The following is a 14757-nucleotide window of genomic DNA, read 5'->3' as shown; positions in this document are numbered from 1 at the left end:
TCCGAGCAGAGCGACGTTGACAAGGCGTTTGAAATGTATAAGTCCATGTGGACGCAGATAGCGAACAGATATAAAAAATACTCCGACAGACTTATATTTGAGGGTGCAAACGAAGAGCTTGGTGACAGACTCAATGACACAGACGTGTGCAAAAACTCAGGCTCGCTTTCAAAAGCCGAGTGCTATGAAATGGCCAACAAGATAAATCAGACCTTTGTTGACACTGTCCGTGCAACAGGCGGAAACAACGAACAGCGTTTTCTTCTTATCGCAGGCTACAATACCGATATCACAATGACCTGCTCAAACAAGTTCCAAATGCCAACTGATACCGCAAAGGATAAGCTCCTGCTTTCTGTTCATTATTATACCCCTTGGGATTATTGCGGAACAAAGGGTCGCTCAGATTGGGGAACAAAGACAGACTATGAGGAGCAGAACAGACTTTTCAAGAACATGACAAAGTATTCCGAGCAGGGCTATGGCATAATAATAGGCGAGTATGCAGTGCTTACAAACGGCGGTGACCTAAAGAAAGGCACTGACAAGTTTATTGACAACCTCCTTGACAACTGTGACGCCTACGGCTTTGCACCATTCCTTTGGGATTGCAGTGATTTCTTCTCACGTTCAGAACTTAAAATGCGTGATGAAACTGTGGCAAAGATATTTGATGAAAGACGCCGTGATAACCAGTCCTCGATGACAGTGGAGGAGGAAAGAGCCGCTGCTGTAAAGAAGCTTGATGAAACCCTTGCGGCTGCACCTGAAAAGCTAACAGATGATACCGCACCGCAGGCTGACGAGAACACAGCGGTGGCATGGATAATGTATCAGAGTGCAGATTTTTCCGTATGCTACAGCGTTGGTGACGAATATGATCCGGTTTCAAAGAGCGACGGAGTTATCGCAGAAAACGCAGTTATAGACGGTGAGGGAACTTACACAGTAAGCCTTGATATGTCATCAAACAACGCCAACGGCATTGCATTCTCGGCTCTGGGTATCGCAAACGGTGAGAAGCTTTATCCGAACTATATCGCAACTATTGACGAGATAAAGATAAACGGCGAAGCTGTTGAAACCATAGCGGAGGGCTACACCACATCTGACGACCAGCTTTGCACAAGAGTGAACCTTGTAAATCAGTGGGTATCCACACCGCCTGAGGATTCAAGAATAGCAGGCGGTGACCTTTCAAAGGCTTCTCCAACAATACTTGACTATGCAGGAAAGATAAACACTCTCGAAATAACATTCACATACGCTCCTGCGGCATAAAATAAGCAATATAAAAACGGCAGTTCAGCATCAAGCTGTTCTGCCGTTTTGGTTTGTGAAATATCAGAACTGCGAATTAGTCCAGTCCACAATACTTTGGATAGACTTATCACGCTTGTTAATGAATGTCCTTATGCAGTCAGAAGAGGCGTAATCCCCATGAAGAGCCTCATCAGCTGAGCCTGTTTCTGGGTATCTTGCAAAGAACTGCTCATAAAGAGGGGAATATATGCTCTCAAATTCTGCGAGCCTATCAAGTGCCTTTTCTTTTTCAAACGTACCCTCAGACATCTTTAAAAGCCTGTCATTGAAATCGTTCCTGAAATCTTCATTTGACATAAGATAAGCAAAACTCAGAACCGCAGGATTTTTCGTGTCCGTGTCAAGCAGTCCCTTTGGCTTGTAGTTATCCTCTTTCATTGTGTTCGTCCATGCGTCGCCTTCACCGCTCACTCCGCCGAACTCAACGTCATAGAACATGAAACGCCATTTGCCGTCTGCATATTCGTTGGAACTGTCTGTGTTCTGCACCTTCCACATTGACCAGTTTTTGCCCGGCCAATCCCACTTGTTGTTTATCCAAACCTCTGCAAGAAAATAATCTCTCACACTGTCGGTGTCAACAAGCTTTGAGAACTCCTCATAATCCGTCTGTGCGGATAAGTCTTTGTGAGAAGCGAAGAAATCTGTAAGCTCCTTGAAGAAATATCCCTCGTCTGTTTCTCCCTCCGGAAGCTTGCCCTCGTCAAGCTTGTAGCCGCTCTGATAGGTTTCTGCGTCGCCTTTGTAGACCACCACATCGTCTTTGTTCACACCATAGTGGCTTTCAAAATAATTGTCGGAATAGTCCTCTTCCAGCACATAAAGTCCCCAGTATTCGCCATTCAGATAAACAACGCATGGACGTGAAGCCTTTGTTGAGCCGTCAAGCTCTGTCATAAGACTCTGCCAATAGGTGTCATTGAATTTTGCTGTAAAAGCACAATTTCCACCTGCACGGAGAGTAAGCGTCTTAAAGCTGTCGATAGTTTCATCAGATGCGTTTTTCAGCCCCTCAAAGACCTCATAATTAAACTTCTTTTCACCATATTTCTTTCTGGCGTAAAGCCTGAATCCCTTTTGCAGGTCGGAGCGTGAATAGTTTCCCTGTATCCTTATGCCGCAATCCTGTGACAAAGCGTTCGTCACATTTCCCTCGGCTGAAATCTCGTTAAGCTCGATGTGACAATCACGTTCCCATTCCTTGCCACGCTGTTTGTAGTTTGCGTCAAGCTGTCTTGCAGTTTCGTTTTCTATGCTTTCTCCGCTGGCCTTATAGTCCTCAAGTGCCTTGTTGAAAATATCTCCCTTGACGTAAATGCCGATCTTACTGTCAAAAAGGTCAGCGTAGTCCATCGTGATATTCATTACCGCAAGGTCATGCCCTGCCGCTTCACAGCTTTCTTTAAGTCCTTTTATATGCTCATCTGCGCTTCCTATGTAAAAGCTGCCTGAGAAGCTTTGTGAAACGCTTCCGTCGCTTTTTTCGCTTGATGCTCTTATAACAGTGCATTTGTCCACCGCATTGTCAGAAGGTGCTTTTTTGTTGCACCAGAAATCCCCCTCGCCAAAGCTGAACTCATTGAAATTTCCCGATATCATTTCTGTCGGCACGGCTGAAACCACATTAGGGTCATTGCTCCTGTCTTTTATCTCGATAGGGGCAGTGTATTCTTCTCTCGTGGCAGAGGTCCTAGGGTCTGTGCCGTCAGTGGTGTAGTATATCTTCTCACCCTCGTTTGCGGTAAGCTCAAGGCTGAAACCGCTGTCATAAAAGCCGCTTTCCTGCGAAAATCCTATCACGCTGTCATTGAGGTCAAACTCAGGCTTGTCTGTTTCAGGCTCGGTGGTGGTATTATCATAGTCTGAAACACTGCTGTCCGCTTTGCCGGAGCTTTCAGCCGCTTTTGATGAAGCCTGTGAACCGTCCACACCCTTTGAACAGCCTGACAGCATAAGCACTGCGGCCATAAGGCATAGTATTTTTCTTGCGTTCATATATTTCCTGCTTTCTGTTTTATGTAAACGTTTTACTTTGCACATATGATTGTACCATAACAAAGTCCTGGAAGCAATAGAAACGCTCCATTTTCGGCATTTGCAACTGTTTGAAGCCTGTTTGTTTGTCTATTATGGATATAAAAAGCGACATAAAAAAGCGTCGGATAAACTACCCGACGCTTTGTGTATTGTATTTTAAATTATTGTTTGTTTTTATTGTAGATTATCATAAGCCCTTTGAGCAGAAGCTCATCGTCAATGACTATGTCACGCTTGCAGTAAGGAACTATTATCTTTGCCACACCGCCTGTGGAAACCACAGTGCATTTTTCACCAAGCTCGTTTTCTATCCTCTCTATAACGCCGTCAATGCTTGCAGCGTTGCTATGGATTATACCGCTCTTCATACAGTCGATAGTATTAGTGCCTATGACCTTTTTAGGCGGTACAAGACTGATGAAAGGAAGCTGTGAAGCCTTGCCCGAAAGCGAGTCGAGGGAAGTTCTAAGTCCCGGTATTATCATTCCGCCTATGAAATTCTTTTCCTTGTCTATTACTGATATGGTAGTAGCAGTGCCCATATCTATCATTATGATAGGCACAGGGTAGAGGTTTATCGCCGCAACTGCGTCTGCAACTCTGTCGCTTCCAAGCTGTGCGGGATTGTCGAGATTTATCTTAAGCCCCGTCTTTATTCCGGGTCCTACCACCATGATGCGCTTTTTGATGAGCCTCTCCATAGCCTCTTTCATAGTAAGCGTAACAGAAGGCACAACGGACGAGATTATACCGCCCCTGAAATCTGACATATCTATAGAATGTATCTCAAGAATGTTCTTGAGCATTATGGCATATTCAAGTGCCGTGGACTGCTGATTTGTAGAAAGTCTTTCAACAAAAAGTATCCTGTCGCTTTCAAAACAGCCCATTACTATGTTAGTGTTTCCTATATCGACCGCTAAAACCATTTGTATGTTATCCTTTCGGTGAATTTATGCCTGCGCTTTGTTTTTGTTAGGTATGAACCTTGCCTTATAAAGTGCAGCACCCACTGTACCTGTAACAAATGTACATACAGCCATTTCGACCAGAGCGTTTATGCCTACAAAGGTGCAGATGAATACTATGATATTCTTTCCGCCCATAAGCTCTTTTACATAATCGGTGTTGCCGAAAAGCAAAACAAGCGCACTCATAAAGAACGCAGTGTTCAAAAACGCAGTAAAAAAGCCCGTAACAGCATATGAAACATAATTGTTTGTTACCTTGCTCATGCCTTTTGCAATAAATCCTACGATAATGCCGTCAAGAAGTCTTGGTACAAATCGCTGAACGAAAGCCAGGACCGGATCGATCGCAACAAGTGCTGCTCCCATTCCGCTTGGCACGCCTATTCCGAAGCACTGCAAAAAGCTGAGCAGTCCGAAAACTCCTCCAATGACTGCACTTCCCACAGGGCCTACCGTTACAGCCGCTATGGCAATAGGAATTACGTTGAGAGTAATTACCAGCGGTCCGATAGGTATAGAACCGATAGGAGTGAACGAGAAGATCATTGTGAGAGCTGTCATCAATCCCAGTATCACCAATGATTTTGTGTTGACCTTTGTTTTCATATTAAATTTCCTCCTTGTTATTATTCCTCCATCGTGGGAGGATACAATACAATACTAGTATATTATATCACATTTTTTCGCATATTTCCATAGCTTAAGCAAATTTTTTATGAATTTTTTTATCTTCATAAACAGGAATATCTCTACACTCATAAATGTATAATTTATTAACAAAAGAAAACGAAATAAGCACTGCAAAATTCCATATAGTGCAAACAAAATCGTGATTTTTCATGTAATTGTGATATTTTTTTCACCTGTTTTACACATTCATATGTACATTTAGCTGTATGCACATACTTATATATGCTATGTAAAAGTTAATAATTAATAGAATATTCATAGATTATGTTAGAATAGTTCATTGACATTTTGTATAATTAAAGTCAAGCAAAGAGAGAATTTGTGTGAGATTTACACAAACCTCTTTGAACACATTATTACATTACATATAGGAGGAATTAGAAATGAGATTTACATTACCAAGAGACCTTTATCACGGCAAGGGAGCATTGGAGAACCTGAAAACACTGAAAGGTAAGAAAGCTATCATCGTAGTCGGCGGCGGCTCAATGAAGAGAAATGGTTTTCTCCAGAAGGCAGAAGCTTATCTGAAAGAGGCCGGTATGGAAGTTAAGCTTCTTGAGGGCGTAGAGCCAGACCCTTCTGTAACAACAGTTATGAACGGTGCAAAGGTCATGCTCGAATTTGAGCCTGATTGGATCGTAGCAATGGGCGGCGGCTCACCTATCGACGCTGCAAAGGCTATGTGGATCAAGTATGAGTATCCTGACTGCACATTTGAAGATATGTGTAAGGTATTCGGTATCCCTGAGCTGAGAAAGAAAGCACACTTCTGCGCAATTTCTTCAACATCAGGCACAGCTACTGAGGTAACAGCATTCTCTATCATCACAGATTATGACAAGGGTATCAAGTATCCTATCGCTGACTTTGAGATCACACCAGATGTAGCTATCGTTGACCCTGACCTTGCAGAAACAATGCCACAGAAGCTGACAGCTCATACAGGTATGGACGCTCTGACACACGCTATCGAAGCTTATGTTTCAACAGCAAACTGTGCATATACAGATCCGCTTGCTATCCACGCTATCGAAATGATCCAGAAGGATCTCATTGATTCTTACAACGGTGATATGGGTGCAAGAGACAGAATGCACGACGCTCAGTGTCTTGCAGGTATGGCATTCTCAAACGCTCTGCTTGGTATCGTTCACTCAATGGCTCATAAGACAGGCGCAGCTTTCGCTGACTATGGCGCACACATTATCCACGGCGCAGCTAATGCAATGTATCTGCCAAAGGTAATCGCATTCAATGCTAAGGACGAAACAGCTAAGAAGAGATATGGCGTTATCGCTGATTATATGCACCTGGGCGGTTCAAACGATGACGAGAAGGTAAAGCTCCTCATCGAGTATGTAAGAGGCATGAATGATAAGCTCAACATTCCTCACTGCATCAAGAACTATGGTACAGACAGCTATCCATGTGAGCAGGGATTCGTTCCTGAGAACGTATTCCTTGAGAGACTCCCTGAGATCGCTAAGAACGCTATCGCAGACGCTTGCACAGGTTCTAACCCACGTCAGCCTTCACAGGAAGAAATGGAAAAGCTCCTCAAGTGCTGCTACTACGATACAGAAGTTGATTTCTAATTCTCCAGATTATAGAACAGAGAGCGTCCCGAACTTGTTTCGGGGCGTTTTCTGCTTTTTTGTGTATTTCGCTTAAAAACGCTTGATTTTTGCTAGGCTTTATGTTATAATTTTAGTAGACTTGGGAATTTTTATTATATAAGCAGGGGAGAGTGTTTATTTTGCAGGATATGGACTATTATTTTTCTCATTTTCCTGTGCTGGAAACAGAAAGACTCATACTCAGGGCGAAGACCGCTACTGACGCAGAGGATATGAAAACCTATATGGCTGACGAGAACCTTTACAAATATTGGGGCAGAAACATGACAAGGCAGGAAAGAGAGCCGTCGCTTTTTTTCGGACGCACTCTTAACAACGGCAAAAAGGATCATATAAGCTGGGGGATAGAGCTAAAGAAAAATCATAGGTTGGCAGGGGAGGTAAATCTGTTCAATATCGAGAATGACAGACAGGCAATGATAGGCTATCGTATCTCGGCGGCGTATCAGAACATGGGTTTTGTCACCGAAGCTCTCAGGCGTGTGATCAGATTTTGCTTTGAGGAAACAGGCGTTCAAAGGCTTGAAGCTGAGGTCATGACGGTGAACGTGGCTTCAAACAGAGTAATGGAAAAATGCGGCTTTACCTGTGAGGGAACAAAGCGTCAGGCAAAGTTTGTGAACATCTATACAGACTTCAATATCTATGGGCTTCTCAGAAGCGATATTATGGGAGAGCGTGCGGCTTCTACATAAGACAGAAAAATAACGGGCGGAAGAATTGGTCTTCCGTCCGTTTTGTGTTGTTCTGTATTAGCTTATCAGCCTATAGCTTTGAACGCCTCTCTTATTGAGCGCACACCGATTATTTTCATTGAAAACTTGCTTGTGTCAACGCTTTTCAGCGAATGTGCAGGAACGATACAAGTTTCAAAGCCCATTCGTTCGCACTCCGCAAGGCGCTGTTCACAGTGGGAAATGCTCCTGAGCTCTCCGCCTAAGCCTATCTCGCCAAGGGCGATAAGCTTGTCGCTTATTACCTTGTCCGTCAGCCCCGAATAAAGCGCCAACGCCACCGATAGGTCAGCCGCAGTGTCATCAAGCTTTAATCCGCCTACAATGTTGATGTAAACGTCCAGCCCACCGAAAAAATAGCCAAGCCGCTTTTCAAGCACAGCTATTATTATCGCCATTCTGTAGTAGTCAAAGCCCGTGGCAGTACGTCTTGGGGAGGCAAGCACGCTCTTGCACACAAGTGCCTGAACTTCCGCCATAACAGGTCTTGTGCCCTCCATTATGCAGGCAACGCAAGTTCCCGAAGCGTCTGTCGGTCTGCCCTCCAAAAACATCATAGAGGGATTTTCAACTTCCAGCAGACCGCTGTCAGCCATTTCAAACATACCTATCTCATTTGTTGAGCCAAAACGGTTTTTTATGGCTCGCAGTATCCTGTAGGTGAGATTTCGCTGACCCTCAAAATACAGCACGCAGTCAACAATGTGTTCCATGACCTTTGGTCCTGCGATAGCACCGTCCTTGTTGACGTGACCTACTATGAACATTGGTATCTCTTCCGACTTTGCTGTGCGCATGAACATATTTGTACATTCTCTTACCTGCGTCACAGACCCCTGCGCAGAGGATATCCCGCTTATGTTCATGGTCTGGATAGAGTCGATTATGACTATCTCAGGCTTTTCTTTTACTATCACAGAGCATATCTGCTCGCAGTCATTGTCTGCAAGAAGATACAGATTTTCAGAATCAACATGAAGCCTGTTTGCACGAAGCTTTATCTGCCGTACAGACTCCTCTCCCGATACATAAAGTATGGTGTGGTCTTGTCCTAAATACTGACATATCTGCAAAAGCATTGTGGATTTTCCTATGCCCGGTTCACCGCCCAGAAGCACCAGAGAGCCTTTCACAAGCCCTCCCCCAAGCACTCTGTCAAGCTCTTTCAGCCCCGTTGCATAACGTATCTCGTTGTAGCTTGCGTCAACGTCGTCTATGCCAACTATCTTGTCGGAAATATCCCTGACAGTCGTGGGCTTAGACTTTGCACCGCCCGACCTGACCGCAAGCTCGACCTCCTCAAAGGTGTTCCATTCGCCGCAGTTAGGGCATTTGCCGTTCCATTTTGAAGTTTCATATCCGCATTGACTGCACACATACGAAGTTTTCACCTTTGCCATATGGACGTTCCTTTCTGCATATTTATCTGATGATTTGCTGATATATAAAAATGCTGCGCCGATTTTGTGTAGGGGCTGGCGCCCCCGACAGCCCGTTTATGTTGCGGTGATCGCTCGTGCAAAGCGCTGAAATTACTTGCCCTCAAGCCCCTTGAGAGCCTTTATCTCGTCACGGTCGAGCCTTATAACAGAATCCTTTATTACCTCAATATCGTCTTTCTTTACCACAACAACATTGTCGTTCTTATCCATTTTAACTCTCAGCTTGCCTGTGAGCAGATTTACTTCCTCAACAACGCCTCTGCCCTCAGCCGTTTTTACGATAGCGCCCACCTTTGGTGTGTGCTTGAGAAGATCCTCATAGCTGTCCTGCTCGTATTTCAAACAGCACATAAGTCTTCCGCAAGTGCCTGAGATCTTTGTAGGGTTAAGTGACAAGCCCTGCTCCTTAGCCATTTTAATAGAAACAGGCTGGAACTCTCCCAAAAATCTTGAACAGCAGAAAGGCTGTCCGCAGATGCCAAGACCCCCAAGCATTTTTGCCTCGTCACGAACGCCTATCTGACGAAGCTCTATCCTCGTTCTGAATACCGCGGCAAGGTCTTTTACAAGCTCACGAAAGTCAACTCTGCTCTCGGCGGTAAAATAGAAAAGAAGCTTGTTGTTGTCAAAAGTACATTCAACGTCGATAAGATTCATTTTCAGCTTGTGAGCGGCTATCTTCTGCTCGCATATCTTGAAAGCGTCCTTTTCCTTTTGTCTGTTTTTTTCGATAGTTTTCATATCGTTAGGGGTGGCAAGCCTTATAATGCCTTTTACGGGGTTTGTGAATCTTGTTTCGTCTATTTCCCTGTCCACAAGCGCAACTTCACCACATTCAACGCCCCTTGCGGTCTCAACGATAACTTTGTCGCCCATTTTCACGTCATAGTCTTTTGGGTCGAAGTAGTATATCTTGCCAACGCTTTTAAAGCGTACTCCGATTATTTTTAACATCTCTTTTTCCTTTCAAATATATATCACGGCTTTGCCGTCAGCTACTTTCCTGTGACAGAATATATCTGTCCTGCCAGACTGTTTATAGTCAGGCTTATGTTGCAGTTTGCGTCTATCCTGCCTATGTAGTCAGAAACTATATCGTAAAGCCTGACCGCCTGATCTGAGGAAAGGCTTCTGCTGAGCGTCTTTGCACCCTCTTTCGCACAGCTCACAGACTTTTCGCTTTCTCCCCCGAGCCTGAATGCCGCACTGTCACGGAGTATCTCCTGAAAAAGGCTCAGCCCCTCTCTCAGCAACGTTTTTTTGCCGTCTGCCACAAATAGCGTTTTCAAAACGTCATATTCGTTTCCACTGCACATTGCGTCGCACAGACCTCTTGCAAGCTTCACGCTGTCAAAAAACTGGGAGTGTTCAAGATACTCGACACATCTGCCGATGTTTCCACGCCCTGCTGAAACAGCTTCGCTTATGAGTGCAGGGGCAACGGCAGGATATTTCTCCTGCAAACACTCCATGCTCTCCGCCTCCGTGACAGAGGTCATGCCAAGGGAAAGCACTCGTGAGATTATGGTAGGCAGAAAAATTTCCTTGCTCCTCGCCGTAAGTATTATAGCGGTATGCTCAGGCGGTTCTTCAATGACTTTAAGCAGAATGTTCTGCACCTGAATAACAGTGTTCACCGACAAGTCAAGGTCAGGAATTATGTATACTTTCATTCTCGCCTCGTTCGGTGCAACGGGAGCTTCCGCAACTATAGGTCTGATAGAATCGTCAACGATATAGTTGCCGTTGCTGTTTGCCTTTGCCACCATAACGTCAGGGTGAGCTCCGTCGGCTATCATTCTGCACGTCCTGCAAATGCCGCAAGGCTCGCCTGTCTGACGTTCGCACAAGAGTGCCGCCGCTATCCAGCGTGCAAGGGTCTTTTTACCAAGCCCCTTTTCTCCGTGTATCATTATGGAGTGCGGCTCTCGTTTCTTTTTTATCATCTCAGATACGAGCCTGCGAGGCTCGCTGTTTCCGTATATTATCAAGCCCTCAGACCCCTTTCTGAAAATTTTCTATCCCTTAGACTTTCTCGAAACGCTCGATGTCAGTAACGAAAATAGTTGCGCCGCCGATAGCCACCTCAACAGGATATGAAGCCGCACCGTCAGGCTCCATGATAGTTGATGACGGAACGAACTGCTTTCTTTTCTTTGAATACTTTTTGCAGACCTCTATAACAAGGTCTACCTGCTCATCAGGGCAGCAGATAAGAAAGGTGGTGTTTCCTGACATAAGAAAACCGCCTGTTGAAGAAAGCTTTGTGGCTCTTATGCCGGCTTTCAGAAGTCCTTTATTTACAGCGTAGGTATCATCGCTGTTTACGATAGCATAGACAAGTTTCATGATTTTGCCTCCTGTTATTTTGATGTAATAATAGCTTTTTTAGCTACACCTTATATTATAGCACATTTATGCGTTCAATTCCATAGTTTTTCAAAATTTTTATTACCTGAGGTGTTATCTCCTCACCGCTCACTGCCACAGGCACAGAGGGCTGACAGCTTGTGACGGTCATTCCGCATATAAGACCGCAGGCGTCCTCCACGTTTACGGTGTGCTGAGCCGAAAAAGCCGCCTGCCTTATACCCATGCGTTTTATCCCTTTGGGTATAGCGGGTAAGTCACTGAAAAGCCTTATCCTAGGCTGTTTTATCTCTGAAAACGCCTTTTCAAGTTTCAAAAAGTCCTCCTCGCTGTTGAAAGGCGACGGCATAAGCACAACATATTGTGTGTCGCTGTATTCAGGCTCGATGCCATATTCCCTCAGCCTGTCTGCAAGGTCGTCACCTGTGATACCGCTTTTGTATGCGGCAACGGTTATCTTCATAGGCTCTTCGCCTATGGTATGCCAGCCGAAAGCTGTTATCCTATCTTTGCAGACTTTTACCCTTTCCACAGTGCGTTCAAGGTCACGAGGAAAATCACCATTCACATAGTCAGCGCAAAGGTCAAGGCTCTCCATTATAAGATAGGAGGGGCTTGTTGAGCCGAACATTGACATTATCTCTTTGGCGCAATCATCATAATTCGCAGGGGCGTGATTTGAAATATGAAGCATTGCTCCCCCTGTGTAGCATGGAAGCGTCTTGTGAGCAGAGTCACAGCACATATCAGCCCCCAAGTCCATGGGGTGCAGGCTTTCTGGGAGAAACTTCAGATAAGCTCCGTGAGCGTTGTCGCAAAGAAGAGGCAAGCCGTATTTTCTGCAAACCTCGCTCATGCCCTTTATGTCGCTGAGATCGCCAAGATAGTCAGGTGAGGTCACATAAACGCAATCTGCCTTTGTCCTTGACAGCACCTCCTCAACGTCCTCGGGAGTGACGCTTCCTGCGCATATAGACGTAAACTCGCCCTTTGGATATATCCACTCAACGTCAATGTCAAGGAGTATACAGGCGTTTATAAACGCCTTGTGGACGTTTCTTGGTGCGGCAACAGTTATCTTTTTTCCTTGTCCACTGCGACATACTATGCCAAGCATTGCCTTTATGCAAAGGCTCGACCCCTCGGCAGAGTAAAAAGTCCGCCTGCTGCCATAGGATTTTGCCATTTTGGCTTCGCTCTGTGCGATGATCCCCTCGGCTTCAAAAAGATAGTCCGCACCCTTTATTTCAGTGATGTCAAGAGCCTCAAGACCGTGAAATTTCTGCCCTTTGTGACCGGGCATATGAAACCTCGCTATGCCTGACTTTGCATATTCTCTAACGAATTTATTCACAGGTGCGTCCAATGCTATCTCCCTTTCAGTGCGCTTTTGAGCATGGCAGGCTTCATACCGCAGGATATTCGCTTTCTTGCAAGCCCGATAGTCCTGGATACTGTGGATTTTGAAACTCCCTCTGCGTCGGCTATCTCCTGCATTGTCATGCCCTTTGTATAATACATTATTATATAACATTTCTGCCGTTTCGTCAAATTTTCCCGCACTATCTCACGCATGAGCCTGTTTTCTATGGCAGAGGCAGGGTCGGGACTATCTTTCTCAGTGACACGAGGACTTGAGATATAGTTTTGTATAAGCTCGTATGATACCTTTGTGTGCTGCATAAAAATCCTTTCTTTATCTTTTTTTTGATGTTTTCTGACCATTTTTTTACCCACTATATATTGTGGGCAAATTTTTGGACAAACACAATTTTCAAAATTCTTGTTTAATTTGTGGGAAATTAAACGGACTGTTTGTGCATTTTACCATTGCAATTTAAAGAAATATGTGTTATAATGTATCTGCAAATTTGTTTGAGGGTGTTTTGTTGGACTTATAAATATAAATAAAGGAAAAAGCCGATATGAACATCTTTTGAATGAAAAGGGCGGTATTGTGTAAGCTGCCCGTTCTATTTTGAGCCGAATACTGCGGATAAAAATAAAAACACAGGGCAGTGTGAAGCTTTAAGGAGAAGTGTAAAAATTTATGGAGAAAGTAAAGCTTAACAGATTGTCTGAGCTTACTGCTATTGCGAGAAAAAGAGAGCTTACCCCAGAGGAGAAGTCTGAGCGTGAGGCTTTGAGAAATGAGTATCGCAGAAGCGTTATAGCTAACCTGACAGGTCAGCTTGAAGCCACGACGATCATTGAGCCGGACGGCTCAAGAATTAAGGTTTCGGATATGAAACGCAGCGGGGAGGATAAAATAAAGTGACAGGAGTTTCCAGACAGAAACAGAAGCTTTTGACCATGAAAAAGCTTTTTGAGACCAAGACAGACGAAAAGCATACCATTACAGGAAACAGGCTTATCGAGATCCTGGGCGACTATGGCATAAAAGCTGAGCGTAAGACTATCTATGACGATATCAAGACCCTCTGCGACAGCGGAATGGATATTGAGATAACTAAGGACGGTCACTCCAACGCTTATTATCTTGCTCAAAGGCTGTTTCAGGACGAGGAGCTGTATGTTCTTGCAGATGCAGTTGCTTCAAGCAGGTTTCTTACACAGAAGAAATCGAAGGAGCTGTTAAAGAAGATACAATCACTTACATCTGAACACAAGGCAAAGGATCTGCGCCGAATGGTCTATGTGTCAAACAGGACAAAGACCTTCAACGAGCAGATATACTATGCTATAAACAGCATACAAGAGGGCATTTTCAGCGGCTTGGAGATACACTTCAAGTATTACGAATACACCGTTGAAAAACGCAAACAGCTTCGCCACGGTGGCGAGGTGTATACGGTTTCACCGTATTCTCTGGTTTGGGAAAATGACAACTATTACCTTGTGTGCTATTGCGAAAAGCATGAAAAGATATGCCGCTACAGAGTTGACAGAATGACTCAGGTCACTGTTACAGATATCCCCAGGAGGGAGCTTTCCGAGGAGGAGAAGACAGAGGTCACAAATCGTCAGACTATCTACGGAATGTACGGCGGCGAGCTTATGACGCTGCAATTGCAGTTTGACAATAAGCTCATAGATGTTGTAATGGATCGTTTTGGTGAGAAAACCATATGTCACAAAAATTCCGACAATACCTTCTATATAAATGAGGAGGTACAGGTCGCACCAACATTCTGGGGCTGGCTTTTCCAGTTCGGCTCACAGGCAAAGGTGCTTGGACCTGAAAGGGCAGTGGAAATGGCAAAGGACGCTATTTCAGATATTGCCGATTGCTACAAATAAAAATTTGGACAAGGATAAAAGAGCCGAGATATAAATAGGCGAACGTCTGCTGTAAAAGGCAGGCGTTTTTTATTTGGATATACTGCTTCACTATTGATTGTAGCACATATGTTCGATATTGTCAAGGGGTAATGTAAAATTTCCGTAAGATGTGGGCAAAAAGTTGACAGCACAGGGGTGAATATGTTATAATATTTACACAAGCAAAGGCGCTTTGAGTAGAAGATACCCAAAGCGCTATTTTTATAATAAGACAATAACTGCCATATCTATATGTAGGGGCGAACAG

14 protein-coding genes are annotated in these 14757 nt (G+C 44.5%); 5 read left to right on the top strand and 9 right to left on the bottom strand.

The genetic code is table 11. The features are described from left to right. Positions 1–1281 (top strand): cellulase family glycosylhydrolase (locus tag QVO88_RS07625; RefSeq protein WP_288177886.1); only part of this gene is annotated, 1281 nt, incomplete at its 5' end. Between the two features lie 63 nt (positions 1282–1344). On the opposite strand, the gene QVO88_RS07620 is transcribed toward QVO88_RS07625, so the two are convergent. From QVO88_RS07620 to QVO88_RS07610, 3 genes are all read right to left on the bottom strand, one after another. Then, on the bottom strand, positions 1345–3318 hold the full coding sequence (locus tag QVO88_RS07620) for a CotH kinase family protein (RefSeq protein WP_022287903.1): 1974 nt from the start codon (positions 3316–3318) through the stop codon (positions 1345–1347). Between the two features lie 203 nt (positions 3319–3521). Further along, positions 3522–4289, bottom strand: a complete 768-nt coding sequence (locus tag QVO88_RS07615; protein ID WP_022287902.1) for a type III pantothenate kinase — start codon at positions 4287–4289, stop codon at positions 3522–3524. A 24-nt stretch (positions 4290–4313) separates the two neighbouring features. Then, positions 4314–4937, bottom strand: a complete 624-nt coding sequence (locus tag QVO88_RS07610) for an ECF transporter S component (protein WP_022287901.1) — start codon at positions 4935–4937, stop codon at positions 4314–4316. A gap of 467 nt (positions 4938–5404) precedes the next feature. Here QVO88_RS07610 and QVO88_RS07605 point away from each other — a divergent pair, with 467 nt between their 5' ends. Continuing rightward, positions 5405–6619, top strand: coding sequence for an iron-containing alcohol dehydrogenase (locus QVO88_RS07605; protein WP_022287900.1), 1215 nt, complete (start codon positions 5405–5407; stop codon positions 6617–6619). A gap of 170 nt (positions 6620–6789) precedes the next feature. Then, positions 6790–7356, top strand: coding sequence for a GNAT family N-acetyltransferase (locus QVO88_RS07600; RefSeq protein WP_038673306.1), 567 nt, complete (start codon positions 6790–6792; stop codon positions 7354–7356). A gap of 65 nt (positions 7357–7421) precedes the next feature. Here the strand turns inward: QVO88_RS07600 and radA are convergent, their stop codons facing one another. The 6 genes from radA to QVO88_RS07570 all read right to left on the bottom strand — a co-directional run bounded on the left by radA (position 7422) and on the right by QVO88_RS07570 (position 12890). Next, complete coding sequence (radA, locus tag QVO88_RS07595) at positions 7422–8795, bottom strand: DNA repair protein RadA (protein WP_022287898.1); 1374 nt, start codon at positions 8793–8795, stop codon at positions 7422–7424. 132 nt (positions 8796–8927) lie between these two features. After that, positions 8928–9791 carry a stage 0 sporulation family protein gene (locus QVO88_RS07590; protein WP_022287897.1) on the bottom strand — a complete coding sequence of 288 codons (864 nt, stop codon included), beginning with the start codon at positions 9789–9791 and terminating at the stop codon, positions 8928–8930. A gap of 41 nt (positions 9792–9832) precedes the next feature. Continuing rightward, a complete protein-coding gene (locus QVO88_RS07585; RefSeq protein WP_265290694.1) occupies positions 9833–10828 on the bottom strand; it encodes a hypothetical protein in 996 nt (331 codons plus the stop codon). Positions 10829–10862: 34 nt separating this feature from the next. Continuing rightward, positions 10863–11186: a cyclic-di-AMP receptor gene (locus QVO88_RS07580; protein ID WP_022287895.1), complete on the bottom strand. Its 324-nt coding sequence runs from the start codon at positions 11184–11186 to the stop codon at positions 10863–10865. Between the two features lie 55 nt (positions 11187–11241). After that, positions 11242–12561, bottom strand: a complete 1320-nt coding sequence (locus QVO88_RS07575; protein WP_288177885.1) for a PLP-dependent transferase — start codon at positions 12559–12561, stop codon at positions 11242–11244. Between the two features lie 14 nt (positions 12562–12575). Beyond that, positions 12576–12890 carry a sigma factor-like helix-turn-helix DNA-binding protein gene (locus QVO88_RS07570; protein WP_022287893.1) on the bottom strand — a complete coding sequence of 105 codons (315 nt, stop codon included), beginning with the start codon at positions 12888–12890 and terminating at the stop codon, positions 12576–12578. Between the two features lie 367 nt (positions 12891–13257). Between QVO88_RS07570 and QVO88_RS07565 the strand changes: the two genes are divergently transcribed. Then, positions 13258–13485, top strand: a complete 228-nt coding sequence (locus tag QVO88_RS07565; RefSeq protein WP_022287892.1) for a DUF896 domain-containing protein — start codon at positions 13258–13260, stop codon at positions 13483–13485. After that, positions 13482–14468 (top strand): YafY family protein, encoded by a 987-nt coding sequence (locus QVO88_RS07560; RefSeq protein WP_022287891.1) that lies wholly within the window; start codon positions 13482–13484, stop codon positions 14466–14468. Before QVO88_RS07565 ends, QVO88_RS07560 begins: the two co-directional genes overlap by 4 nt. Positions 14469–14757 lie beyond the last annotated feature (289 nt).

It is taken from the genome of Ruminococcus sp. CAG:57 (assembly GCF_000435935.1).
Taxonomy (GTDB): Bacteria; Bacillota; Clostridia; order Oscillospirales; family Ruminococcaceae; genus Hominimerdicola; species Hominimerdicola aceti.
Note: the sequence above shows the minus strand (reverse complement) of the source record. Positions and strands in the feature narration are given on the sequence as shown.

Excerpts from the sequence above, each read along its gene's own strand:
- QVO88_RS07620 (WP_022287903.1), bottom strand. The coding sequence starts at position 3,318 with ATGAACGCAAGAAAAATACTATGCCTTATGGCCGCAGTGCTTATGCTG.
- QVO88_RS07615 (WP_022287902.1), bottom strand. The coding sequence starts at position 4,289 with ATGGTTTTAGCGGTCGATATAGGAAACACTAACATAGTAATGGGCTGT.
- QVO88_RS07610 (WP_022287901.1), bottom strand. The coding sequence starts at position 4,937 with ATGAAAACAAAGGTCAACACAAAATCATTGGTGATACTGGGATTGATG.
- QVO88_RS07605 (WP_022287900.1), top strand. The coding sequence starts at position 5,405 with ATGAGATTTACATTACCAAGAGACCTTTATCACGGCAAGGGAGCATTG.
- QVO88_RS07600 (WP_038673306.1), top strand. The coding sequence starts at position 6,790 with ATGGACTATTATTTTTCTCATTTTCCTGTGCTGGAAACAGAAAGACTC.
- radA (WP_022287898.1), bottom strand. The coding sequence starts at position 8,795 with ATGGCAAAGGTGAAAACTTCGTATGTGTGCAGTCAATGCGGATATGAA.
- QVO88_RS07590 (WP_022287897.1), bottom strand. The coding sequence starts at position 9,791 with ATGTTAAAAATAATCGGAGTACGCTTTAAAAGCGTTGGCAAGATATAC.
- QVO88_RS07580 (WP_022287895.1), bottom strand. The coding sequence starts at position 11,186 with ATGAAACTTGTCTATGCTATCGTAAACAGCGATGATACCTACGCTGTA.
- QVO88_RS07570 (WP_022287893.1), bottom strand. The coding sequence starts at position 12,890 with ATGCAGCACACAAAGGTATCATACGAGCTTATACAAAACTATATCTCA.
- QVO88_RS07565 (WP_022287892.1), top strand. The coding sequence starts at position 13,258 with ATGGAGAAAGTAAAGCTTAACAGATTGTCTGAGCTTACTGCTATTGCG.